This window comes from Streptomyces zaehneri (genome assembly GCF_032248645.1).
GTDB lineage: Bacteria > Actinomycetota > Actinomycetes > Streptomycetales > Streptomycetaceae > Streptomyces > Streptomyces coriariae.
In genome coordinates, this window is the sequence record NZ_JASTTJ010000009.1 from 207,108 (window position 1) to 225,188 (window position 18,081).

Here is an 18,081-nt window from a genome sequence, read left to right on the forward strand (position 1 = left end):
GAGGATGAGCACCAAAGACTTCGTCGAGAAGGACTTCTACAAGGTCCTCGGCGTCCCCAAGGACGCCACCGAGGCCGAGATCAAGAAGGCGTACCGGAAGCTCGCCCGCGAGTTCCACCCGGACGCCAACAAGGGCAACGCCAAGGCGGAGGAGCGCTTCAAGGAGATCTCCGAGGCGAACGACATCCTCGGTGACCCCAAGAAGCGCAAGGAGTACGACGACGCCCGCGCCCTCTTCGGCAACGGCGGCTTCCGCCCCGGGCCGGGCGCGGGCGGCTCCTTCAACTTCGACCTGGGCGACCTCTTCGGAGGCGGCGCCCAGGGCGGCGGTGCCCAGGGCGGCTTCGGCGGCGGCATCGGGGACGTGTTCGGCGGCCTCTTCAACCGCGGCGGCCCCGGCACGACCCGCACCCAGCCCCGGCGCGGCCAGGACATCGACACCGAGGTCACCCTGACCTTCACGGAGGCGATCGAGGGCGCGACGGTCCCGCTGCGCATGTCCTCGCAGGCCCCCTGCAAGGCCTGTTCGGGGACGGGCGACAAGAACGGCACCCCGCGCGTGTGCCCCACCTGTGTGGGCACGGGCCAGGTGGCGCGGGGCTCGGGAGGCGGCTTCTCCCTGACCGACCCCTGCCCGGACTGCAAGGGGCGCGGCCTGATCGCCGAGCATCCCTGCCTGGACTGCAAGGGCAGCGGCCGCGCGAAGTCGTCCAGGACCATGCAGGTCCGCATCCCCGCCGGGGTGACGGACGGTCAGCGCATCCGGCTGCGCGGCAAGGGCGCCCCGGGCGAGCGTGGCGGCCCGGCGGGCGACCTGTACGTCGTCGTCCATGTCGGCGCCCACCCGGTGTTCGGCCGCAAGGAGGACAACCTGACGGTGACCGTGCCGGTGACGTTCACCGAGGCGGCACTCGGTGGCGAGATCAAGGTGCCGACGCTCGGCGGGCCGTCCCTGACCTTGAAGCTTCCGCCCGGCACGCCCAACGGCCGCACCATGCGGGCGCGGGGCAAGGGCGCGGTCCGCAAGGACGGCACCCGCGGCGACCTGTTGGTCACCGTCGAGGTGAGTGTTCCGAAGGACTTGTCGGGGAAGGCTCGTGAGGCGCTGGAGGCGTATCACGAGGCGACCGCGGGCGAGGACCCGCGGGCGGAGCTGTTCGAGGCCGCGAAGGGAGCATGAGAGTGATGGACGGCCGTCGGCGTAACCCGTATGAACTGACCCAGGAGACCCCGGTCTACGTCATCTCGGTGGCGGCCCAGCTCTCGGGCCTGCATCCGCAGACGCTACGCCAGTACGACCGCCTGGGTCTCGTCTCCCCCGACCGCACCGCCGGCCGGGGGCGTCGCTACTCGGCCCGCGACATCGAGCTGCTGCGCACGGTGCAGGCCCTGTCCCAGGACGAGGGCATCAACCTGGCAGGCATCAAGCGGATCATCGAGCTGGAGAACCAGGTGGCCGCGCTCCAGGCCAGGGCCGCGGAGCTGGAAGCCGCGCTGGACGGCGCGGCCACGGCGATGCAGCAGCGGGAGGCGGCGGTGCACGCCTCCTACCGGCGGGACCTGGTGCCGTACCAGGAGGTGCAGCAGACCAGCGCGTTGGTGGTCTGGCGGCCCAAGCGGTCACAGCCGTCGTCCGACTGAGACCCTCAGGACCTCAGGACCGCAGGACCTGAGGACCGCGGGACCTGAGGACCGCAGGACCGAGGCATACGCGTACGAGGCAGGGGCCCGGAGATTCGTCTCCGGGCCCCTGCCTCGTTCTCCACGGCCGTCACTCGCCCATGTCGACGCCCGGCTCCGGCCGCTCGTGACCCGGCGGCTGCTGCTCCGGCTTCCGGACGGGAGCGGGGGGCCGGTTGCCGCCGCCCCGGGGCACGCCCATCTGCCACAGGTGGGAGCCGGGGATGTCCGGGGCGGGGGACGGGGCCGGGGCCGGTGCGGGTGCCGCGGGTGCCGTCGGGGCGGGGGACGGGGCCGGGGTCGATGGAGAGGCAGGTCCCGGTGCCGGAGCTGGGCCTGTCGTCGTGGTCGGGGACGGGGTTGTCGTCGGGGCCGTGCCCGGGGCTGTGGCCGAGTCGGGGGTGGGGACGGGCTCCGGGTCCGGCTCTCGCACCCGGTCTTCTTCCTGTTGCTGTTCCCGTGCCGGTGCGGGCTTGGCCTTCTCCTGGTGCGGGGTGGCGCTGCCCGTGCCCGCAGCCGGTGGTTTTGCCTCCGTGCCCGCAGCCGGTGGTTTTGCCTCCGTCCCCGTAGCCGGTGGTTTTGCCTCCGTGCCCGTAGCCGGTGGTTTTGCCTCCGTGCCGGTGTCCGTGCCCTTCTCTGTGTCCTTGCTCGTGTCCTGGTCCTGGTCCTGGCCGTGATCCTGGTCCTGGCCCAGGTCCGGGCGCCGCCAGCGTTCCGGGATCGTCGACAGCCGTCGTACGGCTTCGGGGTCGCCCGCCGCTGCCGCCGCGACGGCGCGTGCGCGCAGGGCGCTCTGGCGGGCGATGGGCGAGAAGCCGGGAGCCGCGTTGCCGGTCTCGGAGGGCAGACCGCGGACGCCCATCCCGTTCAACCGGCCCTGGATTCCCGTCTCCGGGGCGAAGATCTCGCGTGGCAGTTGCCAGGAGGCCGCGCCGTCCACGTCGACGCGGTGTTCCCTGCCGTCCACGGCGAAGGTGAGCCCGTAGCCGATGTACTGGTCGTCCTTGTCGAACAGCAGGTCCCCGGAGATCTCCCCGCCCCGGTCGCGCACCTCGTCGGCGAGGACCTGGAGGGCGGGCGGAAGGGGGTTGGTGCGGCCGAGACTGGTGACGTATCCGTCGCTCCGGGCCACTCTCTGTTCCTTGGTTCCCTTTTCGACGTAGGGGACTTGGAAGCGGGTCTCGCCCTTCTCGTCCTGGTAGGTCTCGATGGCCCCGACGCGTGCCTCGACGAAGCTCAGACGCCTCTCGCCGCCCTCGCCGTGTCCGTACTTCGCCTCCATCGCCGGGAACTGGACCTGGTGCTGCAGCGCCGGCGGCGGCCTCGAGCCGATGATCGTGACCTGGGCGTCGGGATTCTGGATCAGGATGATCTCCGCGTTGGCGACGGCCGTGCCGCCGGAGCCCACGACGATCCACTCCTGGGCGGCGTGCGGATCGAAACGGCTCTCGGCGACCTCGTCGCCCAGCAGCGCCCGCCCCTCCGCGGCCTTCCGCGCCGCCTCCCACTTCCGCGTCGAGTCGAGAGCGGTGAAGCAGTTGCCCATGCGCGTCTCGTCCGCGGTGCCCAGGCCGGCCGAGAGGGCGTCCTTCAGTTCCGCATAGGAGTTCAGGGCGCCGAGCACGGTACCGGTGTCCGCGCCGCCCCGCTCCGCCTGGGTCAGCCAGGCGCCCATCTCGCCCGCGCCGGGAAACCCCTGCCCCTCCAGCTCTCGCAGACGATCGCCGATCAGCCGTACGGCTTCGCCGCGGCTCTCCACGGCGAATTCGCCGCGCGGCATTCCCGGTACGAGTTCCGGCGTGAGGCCGGTGGCGATGCTGGGCGTGCCGTCGCAGGCCACCCAGAGGGGGGTCGCACTCTCCGCGCCGTCCTCGCCCAAGGTGCGTACTTCGGCGAGGAGTTCGCCGTTCTGCCCCAGTCGCAGCCGGGCGTGGCCGTTCACCACGTCGCCCTGGGTGGCGAGCTGGTCCTCCCAGACCCGCACGGCGTGGATGGAGATGCGGTGCCGGGGATCCTCGACCGCCGAGTACGGGTCGACGCCCATCCACTGCACGAGGTCGCGGTCCTGGTCCGCCGACTGCACGATCCCGGCACCGGGGTCCAGGTGCCAGCGGCCCGCCCCGTCCACCAGCAGCGCCTCCGGATCCCGCCCGGTGAGACTCGCCCCGCCGCCGATCACGACCTTGCGCAGCGGGAGTTGCCCTTCGGCGAGCTGCCCCTCCAGCGTTTGTACGGTGCGCTCGCTGACCTGGGCGCGGTACTCGGCCCACCGCTCGGCGGCCGGCTCCAGCTCGTCGCGGGGAAGCGGCAGCCCGTTCTGGTCGTAGCCGGGCATGGGCATGGTGACGTCACGCCGCCCGATGAACGCCTCGACCTGCCGCTCGGCCCGCAGCGCGGCGTCCCGGGAGGCCTGGAGGGCGGTGGCGTCGGCGGGGGAGAGGTTTTCTATGGGGTGGGCGAGATCCTCGAGGAGACTCACCGAATCTGTTGAGAGAGAGGCGTACGACACCAGGTATCGGACGCGTGCCGCCTTTTCCTGGGTGCGGAACGCCGCCTCGTCGCTCAGAGCGACGGTGGGTCGGATGCCGTACGGGTCGAGCAGTGCGGAGAACTGCGCGCGCGCCTCCATCTGCTGCTGTGAGGAGAGCGCGGTGTCCTTGCACTGTCCGGCGAGCCAGTTGAGCTCCCCGATACGTCCCCTGTCCGCGGCTGACAGCTGACGGTCTGCGGGGAGCTCCGCCCCTTCCCGCAACAGGTCTTCCCGGACGGGGACCAAACCGTCGGCCGCGCGTTCGCGCACGGCGGCGAGCTCACCGAGTTCGTGGGCGAGGACTCGTCCCAGCATCGCGGTGGGAAGGCGGTCGGACACCCGGATGACGTAGTTCTGCGAGGCGGTGTTCGTCGCCGTGTCGGCGATCGCTCCCGTCGTCAGCGGAATGGCGTCCACCCAGATCTGGGCGGACTCCCCCTGACTGTCCCGCAGCACGAAATACTGACGCCCGTCCTCGGTCTGAGCCGGAGTGAGGGAGACCAGGCTGTCCCCCAGGACGACGGCCGCCACCGCACCCATGTCCCGCCTCGCGGCCCACACGAGATCCTGCTGCTGCGCGGGTCCGCCCGTGCGGAGCGTGCCCATGACGATCTGCGGATCGGCCGATGTGTCCACGTGATGCCCTCCCCCAGGCTCTGTACATATGCACACCGCACAACAGACTTTAGGATCATCCCATGTTGAGAGCCCGTTCCTCACTGGAAGCGCACCTGTACATGGACCTGCACCCGTGCGAGTGCGGGAGCTCCGACTTCGTCCGACGGCACCGCCTGGAGCAGCGTGGTGACGACATCGTCGCCGTGTACGAGGGACCGTGCGCGCAGTGCGGCCGCAACCGGAACTTCACCTTCCTGATGGCCGAGCAGATCCCGCCGCCCCCGCCGGCCTTCGGCGGTCCCGAGCCGTCCGAGATCATCGACCCCGGTGAGTTCGCGGCGGTCGCGGCCGATGTCGCCGGCCGTGCCGGACTCAAGTTGCTCAACTCACCCGAATCCGAGCACCACCGGCAGCGCGGCGCGGTGGCGTACGCGGTGGCCGCCGTCGAGGAGGTCCAGAAGTTCATCCCCGCGGGCCAGGACGCGGTCCCCGCATCGGCCTTCACCTCCGAAGTGGGCAGGGCCCGCTACGCAAAGGATCCGGGGAAGTTCCGCCGCGACATCCTCGACATCGAGCTCCGCCTCACGCGGCAGATCCTCGCCGACATCGACGAGGTCAGCCCTCCGCCCGGGGGGACCGGCCCCCGGGCCTGATCGGTCACCCGAGACCTTACGGCTGCCGGCCGGGCCAGCTCGGGGGCGGGCCCTGGGTCCAGCCGCCACCGGGTTGCTGCGGGGATCCGTCGGAGGAGTGGCGAAAGCGGTTCGGGCGGACGCTGTCGTGTTTCGAGCGCACGATCCGACGACCGGACACCGCGGGGACCACGACGGGGGACGGACAGTGAGCGAAATCCGCGAGACCGAACGACCAGTGGTTCCGGATGTGCCGGCCCAGCGGACCGACATCTCGGCACGCCGGGAATCGGATGCGGTCGGAGAGCCCGAGGAACCAGGGGAGTAACTCCGCAGCCTGGCCGTGGGTTCGGTGTCCACGGAGAGGAGTGAGGCCCCCCTGGCCAAGGACCTCATTTCGGGACATGCCTACGAGGTGACCAAGGTGGACGACCGAGGCTACTTCTACCTGAGGAATCCGCATGACATGAACGATCCCGAGGAGCTGACGGTCGCGGAATTCAAGAAATATATCAACCACCGCTATGTCACATTGGAGTGATGGTCAAGTGTCCGAAGTGAGAATCGTGCATGGTATTCCTGCGTTCGAGAACGGGATTCAATTCGGTGTGATTCACGTCGACGCCAGGCCCGAAGTGCCGCTGACGGTGCGGTTGGGAGTTGCTGCTGATGGTGAGCAGAGGTACACCCTTGAAGTAGGGGAATCCTTTCTGGTTCGGGGGCGGGCTTGGAAGGTCGATCGAGTGGAGAATCCCGGCGACAGGGACTGGTGCGTTGTCCTGAAGAGGGCCGAATAGAATCGCGGCGCGAAGAAGGGGACGGTGCAGGAGATTGCGCTCTGATGTGACTTGCAGGCGAACAAGGGGTTTGCCCGGTTCTCCGTCCGGCATCTTCGCGAGCGCGAGGGCCTCGTCGTCGTTGTCGAAGCGTCGCGACCGACCATTCGCTGAAACTCGGTGACGTGTTCCCGATCCGCGACCAGGGACGGAAGTCGGAGCGGATCGAGAACCTCGATTCCCCGACGCGAGACTGGACGGTCGTTCTCGCTCGGGTCGAATGGACGAGAGGCTCGGGTCAGCCCAGTCTGGCCAGCCGTGTCCTGAGCGGCTCGGCGGAGCGCAGGTTCACCGCCTCCTCGAACAGTTCCCGTTCGACGAGGTGGTCGCGCCACGGGTAGCGGATGTGCCAGTGGTCGATGACGTACTGCAGGAGGTCGAAGCGCCCCGCATCGGCGATCGTCGTCGCGGCGGTCAGGCTCTGGCGCAGGGACAGTCGCGAATACGGTCCGTCCTGGTGGTTGGTCTGGCGCACGGCCATCAGCGCCTGCAGGGCCAGCACCGGCTCCGCGAGATCCCAGAAGTGCTCGCTGCTGGTCCAATCAGGCAGCTCCCGGCCGGAGTCGGGGGTCCAGCCGGTGAAGTCGGCGAGCAGTTCGGCCGCCACGGGCACCGGTGCGTCGCCCGGTCCGAACGGCGTACCCGAGAGGATCGCCCGCACGCGCTCAGCGTCGGTGCTCCAGGCGAATTGCTCGCGCACCAGACGGGCGTTGAGCCGGGGGTCGTCCTGGGCGAGGAGCGCCGGGATGAGCGTGTCCTTCAGCAACTTTCGCCATGCGAGGAAGCGATCGCTCCTCGGCCGCTCCGGCGGCCGGTTCGTCCTGGTTTCGTCGATGAGCGTGTCCCACAGTTGCCTGTCACCCCGCCGCACCAGAGCCCGCACGATGACGCCGCTGTACGTGGTCCGCGCAAGCAGCGTGCACAGGGGCAGGTCGAGACGGGCCACGACGGTCTCGATGACGGGGCCGGGGGCGAGGCCGAGCAGGAGGGCCGGGGCGCAGTGGTCGGCGAGGGCGCCGTTGGGCCTGGGGATCTCGTCCTCCCGCCGCTGCGCGGCTTCGAGCAGCGCGGGCAGCGGACCGTCGAAGCCGCCGGCCAGCAGGCGTACCGCCCGGGCCCAGCGGGAGGGGAACACGTCGAGACGCCCGCGGACCTTGCCGGCCCAGTCGTCGAACTCGGGGCTGACGACGAACTCGGCGGCCGGCAGCGTGTCGGCCCGCTCCTCGCCCCCTGTCAGCGCCGCGGCCAGTCGCACAAGCTCGGGCACGGGGACCGTGCAGTGCGCGACGGTGCGGTACAACTGAGTCCACAGCTCCGCCTCGTCCAGGTCTTGCGCCGACCGTGCCGCTTCGAGGGCCTCGGTCACGACCCGGCCGACGGCCGCGGGGTCGGCGTACCGGACGACGCCTCGTGCCGGGCGGGCGTGGCGCAGCACGTCCTCGACGGTCACGGCGGGGTCCCAGCCGGGCTGCGGGGAGGCGGCGCGCACCACCGACTGCGCAAGGGCGCCGCCGGTCCGCAGGGTCCACGCGGGAACGCAGCGGGTGGACAGGGTGGCGATGGCGGTGTCCCGGTCGGCGTAGATCCGCGACAGGTCCAGCGGGGTGAAGTGCGTGTCGGTCAACGTACGGGCGACGTCGGTCGGGCAGTCGGCCCGGGCCAGCAGGATGCCGTACCGCTCGCGTGTGACCTTGCGGTGGCCGCTCGCCTCGGGCGCGTCCAGACGACTGCGCACCAGGTCCCAGTCGACGTCGTACCAGCGGTCCTCCGTGATGGACCGGCTCACGGCGGCGACCTCGCTCTGCGTCAGCCTGTACAGGTCGGACTCGCCCAGCGCGGAGGGCAGTCGTAGCCGCCAGGTTCGCAGCGCCTCGTCCAGGTGTTCGTCAGGCCGCTCCCGGTGGGCCCGTGCGGCGGCGTGGAGAGGCTCCGCGGAGTGGAGGCGAAGTGCCTGGGCGAATGCCTCGCGCGTGCCCTCCTCCCGGATGCCCGCCGGGCCCTCGGGCACGAGGGTCGCCAGGACGTCGGCCTGGCCGGCATCCCACAGGCGGATGCCGGCCACCAGCTGCTGGTACGGGGTCAGCACCTCTTCGCCGCTCGTCCAGGCGGCACTCAGCGCTTGGGCGACGAGCCCCGGCTCCCGGGAGTCGTAGCACAGCCTCAGCAGGCCGGTGTCCCAGGGCGTAGGCGGCGGGAAGGCGATCCGGGCCCGTACCGCTTCCGTGCGCGGCAGCGGGTATGTGGTGCCGGATCCGAAGGGACGACCCTCCAGCAGCGCCAGACGGGTGGCGGGGGCCGGCCGGAGTTCCGGGCGGGTGATGCCGGTGAGCAGCCACTCGTTGAGCCGGGGGTCGTCGCGGTGGAGGAAGGCACGTTCGACGTCCGCGTCCTTGGACTTCACCTCGTTGAAGGAGCTGCCACGACCTCCCCACGCGCCGTCCCACAAGGCCCGGTTGTCCATGTTCGCTATCAGGGGCGCGAGCCGAGCGCGCTCGCTTCCGGAAGCGGCCTCCGAGAGGGGCCACGCGCCGAGGCGGGTGAGGAGGCGCGCGGGCAGATCGCCCGGGGCGATGCGGGCCAGCCAGCTCACGTGGAGGCCCGGGTCGACGTGCTTGCAGGGTGTGGCGACGGTGGAGTGGTACCGCAGGGCGGTCTGGAGCAGGGTGGGGAGGTCTCCGGGGAAGCCGCCCGCCAGCAGATCGAACGCGCACTCCCAGGCTCGCTCGTCGGAGCGGAGCCTTGCCCGCACGCGGTCCTCCACCTCCGGCCTGGGTGCGTCGGAGAAGGTGCCGGGAAGCCGGAAGCGGCCGGCGGGCCTCGCCCGCCATTGCTGTTCCACCGTGGGGGGCGCCAGCTCCGTCCGTCCGGCGCCGAGTGCCTTGACCAGGCCGTTGTCGAGGTGGGCCAGAAGGTCGCGACGTCCTACGACGAGCTCTGCCTGACGGGCGCTCAGGCCCCAGCCGTCGTACAGGGCCTGTACCTCATCGGCACCGCCGTGCGCGGCGACCCAGTCGCCCAGTCCCTGCGGGGGCCCGAACCGCTGCTGACGCAGGACGGACAGCCGGGCTTCCGCCCCGAGTTTCTCGGCGGTCCTGGCGGCGGCCTCTGGCGGCGCGTGCTGGAACAGGGCTACGAACGTTTCGTCGAACTCGGCGACCTGGGATTCACTCACACCCAGAGTTCATCACGAGGGCCTGAGGGCGGATCAGTTGGCCGCCGGTGAGCTGATGAGGGCTCGGAGAGGGTGGAGCAGGCGCTGGATCCGGGTCGACGGGTCCTTCACCGAGTGTGGTTCGGGGGCCCGACGATACGTCGATGGGAGCGAGGGCGCACTTCGCGATGTGGGCGAACAGGGCGTCGTGCGAGAACAGTTGGTGCTCCTGCACCAGGTGATCGACGGCTTCGTCAGCCGGTTGTTGCTCGGTCACAAGCCTTCCGGCGGACAGCAGTCGTCCTGGATCAGTGCGCCTCGCGGCTCTCCCGGGAGAGACGCGAGCCCGAGGTTCACGGTGAGCACCGTGACGCGGCCCTCTGGCCCGGCGGCCGGCCACACGGCCGTTCGGCAGGGATCCATGTCCTCCAGGCGGTTCCCGCGCCGCACGAGCCAGAGGTGCTCGCGCGGAGGCTCAGGGAACCCCGGATCGTCCCAGCCGCCTGAGAACACGGGATCGCCGAGCACGGTGCGGGTCGCCGACTCGAACGTGCTCCAGGCCTCGGCCGTACGCCACCTGGCGTCGGGCCAGGCCCCCGGACCGGGGCCCGATGCATGTTCACTTCGCACAACAGCCTTAGGGTCATGTCATGTTGAGAGCCCGTTCCTCACTCGAAGCGCACCTGTACATGGACCTGCGTCCGTGTGAGTGCGGGAGTTCCGACTTCGCTCGTCGGCACCGCCTGGAGCAGCGTGGTGACGACATCGTCGCCGTGTACGAGGGACCGTGCACCCAGTGCGGCCGCAACCGGAACTTCGCCTTCCTGATGGCAGACGAGATCCCGCCGCCTCCGCCGGCCTTCGGCGGCCCCGAGCCGTCCGAGATCATCGACCCCGGTGAGTTCGCTCAGGTCGCGCACGACGTCTCGCGGCGCGCAGGGCTGAAGATGCTGAACTCTCCCGAATCCGAACACCACAAGTACCGGGGTGCGATGGCGTACGCGCTGGCCGCCTCCGAGGAGGTTCCGAAGTTCATTCCTCCGGGGCAGGACGCGGTTCCCGCCTCCGCCTTCACCTCCGAGGCGGGCAGGGCCTACTACGAGCGGGAACCGGCGAAGTTCGACCGCGACATCCTCGACATCGACATCAACCTCACACGGAAGATCCTCGCCGACATCGATGAGGTCAGCCCTCCGCCCGGGGGGACCGGCCCCCGGGCCTGAGAGCCGGCTCGGCGGTGCGGACGGCTCAGCCCAGCTGTTCCGTCGTGCCGTCCGGGTGGATCAGGAGGCGGATCGCGCCGCCGTAGCGGTTGTCGGTGATGGTGGCCGGGGTGGGGGCGCCGAGTTGCTGGGCGCGTTGCTGGAGGATCGCCAGGACCACGTCCTGGATGTCGCCGTAGGGCGGGGCGGTGACCGGGACGCCGTCGATCAGGCCGGCGTTGGGGGAGAAGACGTGCACCTGGGCGTCCGCCGTGGCGGGGGGTGGCGGCGTCGGTTCGGTCATCGGGGGTCGGGGTTCCTTCCGGCTCGGTTCCGGATCAGTTCCGGCTCAGGCGCTCTTCGCCTCGTCCTGCTCGGGGACGTCCACGGCGGTGTCGATGGGGACGTCGACGGTGCGAGCGTACGTGCCCCGGGCGAGGCGCTGAAGGCGGCCCGACTTGACGAGGGCGGACAGTACGTTGCTGATCGTCTTCGAGGGGTCGCCGTAGACGCCCGGCGGGAGGGCGCGCAGGACGTCACGGGCGGAGAAGGGGCCGGGGAAGGTCGACACGGCCGTCTCCACGGCCGCCCTGATGCTGGGGGCGCCGGAGGGCACGAGGGCGGCGGCCTGGCCCGTGCCGGCGGAGGTCTTGCCGGTCGGGGCCGGGTGCGGGAGGCACGCGCGGATGCCTTGCAGCGCGGTGCGGATCGGCTCCAGGTGGTTCTCGTCGCCGTCTGCCGAGGCCTCGGTCGCGGCCAGCATGGTCGCCACCTTCTCTATGTTGGCGAGAGAAGAGGCCAGTTCGCGCAGCAGGGGTTCCAGGAAGTCGCGGCGCAGGGCCGCCACCGGGTCGGTGGTGGCGAGTTCGACGGAGACCGAGCCGGTGAGGGCGCGGAGCGGGCCGGTGGTGTCCGGGGTGCCGTCGGCGGAGTCGCAGGAGCCTCGGCCCCCTTCCGGAGCCAGTGCCTCCACGGCCTTGCGCGCCGCGCGGATGGTGTCCGGCATCTCCGGCGCGATCTCGCCGCCGGGCACGCTCGCCAGCATCGCGACCAGCTGTTCCAGGCCGGTGAGCGTGGGCAGTGCGGAGCGGATCAGGGGGGCCAGCAGAGCCTGTCGTACGGCCTGGGCGGGATCCTCGTACGAGAAGGCGATCCGCTGCCCGGACTCGGCCGCTGCCATGTCCTCGCTCCTGCTTTCCGGGTGGGTGGGTCTGAGATGGTGGCCGCTGCTGTGCGGCTGCCGTGCGGTGGTGTGCTCGTGCAACTGCCTCGGGATTGCGGGCAACTCGCGCCGTGGCCTGGCCAGTTGGTCCTGGCGTGCGTCGAACGCGTCGAGGATTCGCTCCAGCGTGGGCTGACCGCGCTCGGCGTCGTGCCGGGCGGCCGTGTCGGTGCTGCGGGAGCGCAGGCGCAGCAGCCGGCGGGACGTTTCGCCGGAGCTGTAGCCGGGGCCCGCGCCGGGGCCGTCCACCGTGTGGGTGGGCAGGTCGCCGTTCGTGTCGCCGACGCCGAGGGCGCGGCGGATCCAGCGACGGTCGTCGAGAGTGGTCGCGGCCGCGTAACCGTAGGGCTCGGCGTGGGCGACGGCGTCCTGGAGGCATTCCGCCCAGAGCGGGCAGGAGGCGCAGAGGTCACGGGCGGTGCGGAGCAGTACGAGGTGCTGGTGGCGCTGTTCGGGCGAGGTGTGCGGAATGTCCGTGGGCGCCTCCAGCAGCGGGTGCTGGAAGACGTCCGGTCGGCGCTGGCAGGGCAGAGCGGCGTCGGGCGTGTGGACCCCCGCCCCCGCCCCCGCTCCCCGTACCGCCCCGCGCGCGGGGCGCGTGGGCAGCGCCGTATGGCTGGCCATAGGCATGTGTGTCTTCCCCCGTGGTGATACGTGATCGGGGGGGAGCCTAAAGCGTTCCGTCAACCCCGTGCAACGCATCTGCAAAGCGTGTGCCGACTTGGCACAGTGACGAGACGAAACGTTCACACGGGCCTCAACTGTCCGACGGGGCACTGGCTTTGCGCTTCCGCAGGCGGCCGAAGGCCTGGCGGACCCGGCCCGCAACCGCTTTCGCGCTGCTTCCGCGCATCGCCAGTACGCCGATCACGCCGAGGAATCCGAGCGGTACGCCCGCTTCCGGTAGGAACATCCCGACGACGGACGCGATGACGAGGATCACATCCGCGATGACGACGGTGACGCCCCGTCGGCCCGGGTGTTCCTTCACCATCCAGGCGCCGAGGAGCGCCATTCCGGCGAGCGCCCAGTAGCCGAACACCGCCTGTCCGCTGACTTCCGCGCCCGTGTTCCAGCGAGCGGCGTCGCCCGCGGCCGAGAAGTAGCCGGTGAGTGCGGCGCCGATCGTCGTCGAGGCCAGGGCCAGCAGGAGCTGGACGCGGCGGCGGAGCAGCCAGACGACGATGCCGAGGACGATCAGTGTGCCGACCGCGACGAAGGACGAGCCGCTCTGGGAGGCCAGGGTGAACAAGGTGTAGACGGCCGCGAGGCCGAAGACGATGCGGGGCAGGAGCTTGATCGCCCAGGGGTCGTTCTTGTCCTGGTGGAGGAGACGGCGGAAGCGGGGCAGGGGGCCTGCGGGACGGGTCGCGGCGGGGGTGCTCTGCCGCGGCTTCGGGGCTGTCCCCGGCTTTGGCCTGGAGGCCGGCGTCGGCTTCGAGGCCGGTGTCGACCTCGAGTTCGGCTTCTTGCTCATCTTCGCGCTCATCCCAGCCCCGGTCCGGTGGATTGTTTCTGGAGGTCGGGCGCCGGCGGGGCCGTCGAGGCGGCGGGGCTGGAGGAACCGGCATCGACGGCGACCGGCTTGGGGGTGAAGCCGAGCTGCCACAGGGGAACGGAGGCGGAGGGTTTGGGGTTGTCCTGTTCCTTCGCTTCGACGGTGGGCCGAGGCCCCGTATCGGACGTCGACTCCTCCGTCTGCTCCGTCTGCTCCGTCTGCTCCGTCTGCTCCGTCTGCCTCGTCGGTTCTGCGGTTTCCGTTTGTTCCGCTTCGGTCGTCTTCGCGGCTGCCTGCTCCGCCTTCTTCTCGGCAGCGCGCTCGTTGCGCTCGGCCGTCACCGAGGTGAACTGCGACTCCAGGGCGGCCTTGCGGGCCGTGGGGTCCTGGTCCGGGTAGGTCTTGGGATCGACGTAGTGCGCCTTGGTCGGGTCGTTGTACTGCAACTGCGCACGTGCCGCGTCGGTGCCGACCTCGGTCCTGGTCTCCTTCGGCCACGTCTGCGGAGCCTCGTAGGCGAAGTGGATGTTGTCGAGACCGACGTCCGTGTTGGTCTGGAGGGTGGGGAGTTCGCGGTTGTAGAGGATCGAGCGGGTGTCGGCGTACTGGGCGAAGACGGCGACGGGGCCCTTCGCCTCGTTGGCGTACGTCTCGGAGATCGTGGCCCAGCACTCGCGAGTCCAGTCCTCGGTGAAGCCCTTGTCGGCTCCACCGAGCGCGTTCAGGACCTCCGCTTCCCAGAGGTACATGGCGTTCAGCCTGCGGCCGCCCTCGGTCGTCTCGAGTGTCCGCGCGGAACCCTCCTGCCGGTCGTTCTGCAAGCTCGCCCAGGCTTCGGCGATGTAGCGGTTGTCGAGGAAGTTCTCGTTCCAGCGGTTCGTCGGGGCATCCGGATGGTCGATGCCGAACGACCAGAAGGCGCTGGTGGGGGCGGCGTCATGCGGAGGTGTCACCCCCTTGGGGTCCTTGGTCAGAGCTTCGATGTACTCCTTGACCGGAAGACCCTGGGCCGCGGCTTCCGTCCGCAGACGCTGGACGATCTCGCGGCGACCCTTGGCAGATCTGGCGAAAGCGGCGCGCTCCGCCTCCTCGTTGGCGAGCCGGACGGCGAGGACCTCGATGTCCTGCGGGATCGGCTGGGTGCTCACACTGCTCCCCTCTCGACAGGACGCGGACGGAACTGCACGGACAGATTCGCGGCGCCGTCCCAGTCGTGCTGCGCCGTTCCCACCGCGAGGGCGACGCGCAGGACGATGAGCGGGGCAGTGCTCGACGGAGGCAGCCAGTAGGCCAGCCGGTACGGGTCCTGCTCCTCGATCCGGACCTCCGGGTCGGCGATCTCCCTGCCGACGATCGAGTCGGGGAAGTCGTCTGCGTCCCAGGCCCCCTCCCAGACAGGCTCACCCAGTGCCGAACAGGCCGCCGTCAGGTAGACCGGCCAAGCCCGAGCCGCCTCCGCCAGCACCGAGGGATTGTCCGCCGCGGTCTCGGCTCCGGCGCTCCAGAGCCAGTGACTGACGGCGTTCACGGGCGCCCAGCTGCCGCCCGGTGCGTTCAGGACGAACTCGCCCCCCGTCTCGGTCCGTACCTGAAGCACCCGTTCGAAGCTGAGCGGAGTCCACTCGAACTGGGCGCACCACATGTCCAGCCCCTGGCCCGGACGGGGCGGCCCGGACCAGACGGTCGGCCAGTCCACGTCGGTCAGTCCCCGCAGCTCGGTGACCAGTTCCTGCGGGGTGCGGTCCTGGGGTCCTGAAGTGAGGCCCATGATCAGTCTCTCGTCTCGGTCGTCGTCACAGCAGCCAGCCGGGGCCGTCGTCCTCGGGGGCGGTCGGTCCGTGGCAGGCGAGAGAGATCGTCGCACTGCCCAGCCCCGGACCCGCCGCCGTACCCGCCGCGAGGTTCGCCTTGAGCACGAACAGCGGTGCCCCCGGCGTACGGAAGGACCACACCGCCAGCCGGTACGGGTCCCGGTGCTCCGCTCGCCACTCGGCGTCCCGCCAGTACGCATGGCCGGGAGACTCCGGGAAGCCCGTCGAGTCCCAGTCGCCGGACCAGGACGGCACGCTCAGTACCTCCTGGACGGCGGCGACGTACGCAGGCCACTTCCTGGCGGTGAGGGACATCAGCGCCTCGTTCTCCGCCGCCGCGCCCGCACGGACCGACCACAGGACGTGCTCGAGGCGGGTCACCGGGCCGCCGGGGGCGACCGAGGCGAGGTGTAGGCGGCTGCCCTGTGTCGTACGGACCCACTGGCCCGCCTCGAACCACAGGGCCCGCCAGCCGAACCCCGTGCACCACCTCGCCCGCTTCTCCGCGTCCTCCGGGACCCCCGCCCACACCGTGGGCCAGTCCACGCCGATGAGCCGCTGCAGTTCCGCGACCAGTTGGTCGGGAGTGCGGTCGGCGGTCAGGACGGGCATCGGATGGCTCCTTGGTGTGGAAGGTACGGCGGGGCGGCCGGGCGGGGTCAGACGCGGCCGCTGGGGCCGCGCGGGTCCCGGGGCGGCGGAGGCGGCGGAGTCTGGGCCGGGGGCTGTTCCACCGGGGCGGGGCGGGGGCGGGGCGCTTGCTGCGGGGCCTGCTGTTGCGGCTGCCGGGGAGCGGAGGCGGGGGCAGGGGAGGGAGCCGATGCCGGGCGAGGCTCGGACGGGGTCGTCGGCTGCGGGGACGACTGGCCGGTGCCGCCGCTGACCCGGCCGCTGCGCTTCGGAGCGGCGGGAGCCTCCGGCTCCGCCGCCGCGCGTGCCTCGTGCTCCTCGCGCGTCTGCTCGTACTTCATGCGCGTCGTTTCCGACGCCTGGTTCTGGGATTTGCGCTGCTCGCGCTTGGACTGACCGACCCAGCCCCACTGCTGCATCTTGCCGCGGCCCTTGCCGCCGGTGACGACCCGGTCCGCCGTCCAGGCGACGCCCTTCGCGCCGCCGCCGGCGACGCGGCCCGAGGTCTTGGCCGTGGAGGCGGCGAGACCCGGCGCCATGGCGGTCACCTTGCCCGCGACGTCCCGCAGGCCGAGCATGTCCTCGCCGCCCGCGACCTGCGGGGTGAAGTTCCCGCCGAGGAGCTTCTTGAGCATCATCACGATGGCGATGGTGACCAGGAGCAGCATGAGCAGCTGGGTGCCGAGGGCGACCTTGGCCGGCAGGATCATCTGATAGAGCACCAGCAGCACGGTCAGGATCACGCCGAAGCCGGCGCGTAGCACGAAGCTGTGGATGAACGTCTCCAGCCAGCTCTTCAGCAGCTTCTGCTGGGAGGGGTGGATGCCGATCGTGGCCACCAGCGGAAGCAGGATGACCAGGATCAGGGTGACCGCGTGCCACAGCAGGGTGAGGCCGCTGAGGACGATGACCATCAGGCCGACGATGAGCGCGGCGATGATGGAGTAGAAGGCGAGTCCGACCCGGTTGCCGGCGTTCTTTCCGGCCCACTCGTCGAAGGACACCGGGTAGATGTGCATGTCCTCGACGTCGTCGCCCTTGTCCTTGCCGCCCGCTATTTCCTGGCGGATGGGTATCCAGTCGTCCTTGAACTTGTCGAGCTTCTTGTCGCTGAACGCGTCGACGTTCGTCTTGGACTGGGCCACGAGCTGGATCACCCGGAGGTCCTCGCAGCGGGCGCCCTTGCCCCAGGCACAGTTCTTGCTCTTCTCGGCAGGGACGCAGACGCCGTTCTTGATCTCGCCGCCGCCCTCCTTCTTGAAGATGCAGTTCTTGCCCGCGTCTCCGAACTGCCCGAGGGCCCAGGGCCGGAAGACGAGGGTGTCGTACATGGCGCAACTGGAGATGCGCAGGCCCCGGTTGTAAGCGCCCTTGTCCAGGTCGCACGGCGCTTGTGTCTCCCCCGAGACGCCTGCGAGGACGACTTCGGTCAGGGCGGAGTTCGCCCGGGCGATGTAGGAGTCGGCGGTGCTCACGAACTTGTCGTAGTTGCCGCCCGTCAGGAACGCCGTGACGGCGATGATCGTCAGGGCCGACCACGAGATGCCCGCCCACACCTCGCGCATGTCGCCCTTGCGCCACTTGGTGAACACCCACAGGCCGACCAGCACGATCATGACCGGTACGGCCGGACGCAGCACGTTCTCCTTCAGCGTCGTCACGACGCTGTCGCGGCCCTCGTAGAGGCCGGCGAGCGGGCTGGGGTTGGAGGCGGACTCCTTGATGGAGATGGCGGCCCGGGTGAAGATCTTGGTGCCGTTGAGGATGGAGTCGGCGATGCCGTTGTTGACGTAGGACATCACCGAGCAGTCGTCGGCGCCGCTGCCCCAGTCGCCGTTGTTCTCGGAGGCGTCACCCTGGCCCTTGAAGGTCTGGGACCAGTTCATGCCGCGCATGCCGTTGAGTTCGTACATCGTGTACGTGTCGGGCGGGTTCGCCATCTTCACCGCGCCGGTCGTCGTCCCGGAGTCGTCCAGGAGCGTCGTCGACTGCTTGGTGTCCTTGTCCCACTGCATGACCGCGGCGAACATGGACTCGCCGTTGGTGCCGGGGGTGTCCATCTGGTAGCTGTCGTCGCCCGTGAAGTCGCAGGAGAAGCCCGCGTACGCCGGGGTAGGCATGGCCAGGGAGACGGCCGTCAGGGCCAGCGCCACGAAGACGACGGCGCGGACGGCTGTGGCGGCCTTGGTGAGGGCCCGTTGCAACGCTTTGCGCGAGGGCATCTGGATTCCTTCGGAAACGCGGGAACAGAGTGGAGCCGAACGGGCCGGC

15 protein-coding genes are annotated in these 18,081 nt (G+C 70.5%); 6 read left to right on the top strand and 9 right to left on the bottom strand.

Features of this window, described 5'->3' with window-relative positions; genetic code table 11:
• Window positions 1-4 precede the first annotated feature (4 nt).
• Together dnaJ and QQM72_RS17615 are read left to right on the top strand one after the other, a co-directional pair.
• Window positions 5-1,180 (top strand): molecular chaperone DnaJ, encoded by a 1,176-nt coding sequence (dnaJ, locus tag QQM72_RS17610; protein ID WP_314221821.1) that lies wholly within the window; start codon window positions 5-7, stop codon window positions 1,178-1,180.
• Between the two features lie 5 nt (window positions 1,181-1,185).
• A complete protein-coding gene (locus QQM72_RS17615) occupies window positions 1,186-1,641 on the top strand; it encodes a heat shock protein transcriptional repressor HspR (RefSeq protein ID WP_314221914.1) in 456 nt (151 codons plus the stop codon).
• A 130-nt stretch (window positions 1,642-1,771) separates the two neighbouring features.
• Here QQM72_RS17615 and QQM72_RS17620 read toward each other — a convergent pair whose 3' ends face one another.
• Window positions 1,772-4,846 carry a hypothetical protein gene (locus QQM72_RS17620; protein WP_314221822.1) on the bottom strand — a complete coding sequence of 1,025 codons (3,075 nt, stop codon included), beginning with the start codon at window positions 4,844-4,846 and terminating at the stop codon, window positions 1,772-1,774.
• Window positions 4,847-4,908: 62 nt separating this feature from the next.
• Between QQM72_RS17620 and QQM72_RS17625 the strand changes: the two genes are divergently transcribed.
• The 3 genes from QQM72_RS17625 to QQM72_RS40905 all read left to right on the top strand — a co-directional run bounded on the left by QQM72_RS17625 (window position 4,909) and on the right by QQM72_RS40905 (window position 6,257).
• A complete protein-coding gene (locus QQM72_RS17625) occupies window positions 4,909-5,481 on the top strand; it encodes a hypothetical protein (RefSeq protein ID WP_314221823.1) in 573 nt (190 codons plus the stop codon).
• 394 nt (window positions 5,482-5,875) lie between these two features.
• Window positions 5,876-6,001 carry a hypothetical protein gene (locus tag QQM72_RS17630; RefSeq protein ID WP_314221824.1) on the top strand — a complete coding sequence of 42 codons (126 nt, stop codon included), beginning with the start codon at window positions 5,876-5,878 and terminating at the stop codon, window positions 5,999-6,001.
• A complete protein-coding gene (locus QQM72_RS40905; RefSeq protein WP_399077590.1) occupies window positions 5,985-6,257 on the top strand; it encodes a DUF6406 domain-containing protein in 273 nt (90 codons plus the stop codon). The genes QQM72_RS17630 and QQM72_RS40905 overlap by 17 nt, the downstream gene beginning before the upstream one ends.
• Before the next feature lie 277 nt (window positions 6,258-6,534).
• Here the strand turns inward: QQM72_RS40905 and QQM72_RS17635 are convergent, their stop codons facing one another.
• A complete protein-coding gene (locus QQM72_RS17635) occupies window positions 6,535-9,468 on the bottom strand; it encodes a hypothetical protein (RefSeq protein ID WP_314221825.1) in 2,934 nt (977 codons plus the stop codon).
• A 629-nt stretch (window positions 9,469-10,097) separates the two neighbouring features.
• On the opposite strand from QQM72_RS17635, the gene QQM72_RS17640 reads away from it, so the two are divergent.
• Complete coding sequence (locus tag QQM72_RS17640; RefSeq protein ID WP_314221826.1) at window positions 10,098-10,670, top strand: hypothetical protein; 573 nt, start codon at window positions 10,098-10,100, stop codon at window positions 10,668-10,670.
• A gap of 25 nt (window positions 10,671-10,695) precedes the next feature.
• Here the strand turns inward: QQM72_RS17640 and QQM72_RS17645 are convergent, their stop codons facing one another.
• From QQM72_RS17645 to QQM72_RS17675, 7 genes are all read right to left on the bottom strand, one after another.
• Window positions 10,696-10,953, bottom strand: coding sequence for a hypothetical protein (locus tag QQM72_RS17645; RefSeq protein ID WP_020129155.1), 258 nt, complete (start codon window positions 10,951-10,953; stop codon window positions 10,696-10,698).
• Window positions 10,954-10,998: 45 nt separating this feature from the next.
• Window positions 10,999-12,495, bottom strand: a complete 1,497-nt coding sequence (locus QQM72_RS17650) for a WhiB family transcriptional regulator (RefSeq protein WP_314221827.1) — start codon at window positions 12,493-12,495, stop codon at window positions 10,999-11,001.
• Window positions 12,496-12,628: 133 nt separating this feature from the next.
• Complete coding sequence (locus QQM72_RS17655) at window positions 12,629-13,348, bottom strand: hypothetical protein (RefSeq protein ID WP_314221828.1); 720 nt, start codon at window positions 13,346-13,348, stop codon at window positions 12,629-12,631.
• A gap of 8 nt (window positions 13,349-13,356) precedes the next feature.
• Entirely contained in the window at window positions 13,357-14,517 is a 1,161-nt protein-coding gene (locus tag QQM72_RS17660) for a hypothetical protein (protein WP_314221829.1), read from the bottom strand.
• Window positions 14,514-15,137, bottom strand: coding sequence for a hypothetical protein (locus QQM72_RS17665; protein WP_314221830.1), 624 nt, complete (start codon window positions 15,135-15,137; stop codon window positions 14,514-14,516). Before QQM72_RS17665 ends, QQM72_RS17660 begins: the two co-directional genes overlap by 4 nt.
• A gap of 25 nt (window positions 15,138-15,162) precedes the next feature.
• Window positions 15,163-15,792: a hypothetical protein gene (locus QQM72_RS17670; protein WP_314221831.1), complete on the bottom strand. Its 630-nt coding sequence runs from the start codon at window positions 15,790-15,792 to the stop codon at window positions 15,163-15,165.
• Between the two features lie 47 nt (window positions 15,793-15,839).
• A complete protein-coding gene (locus QQM72_RS17675; RefSeq protein WP_314221832.1) occupies window positions 15,840-18,032 on the bottom strand; it encodes a hypothetical protein in 2,193 nt (730 codons plus the stop codon).
• Between the last annotated feature and the right edge of the window lie 49 nt (window positions 18,033-18,081).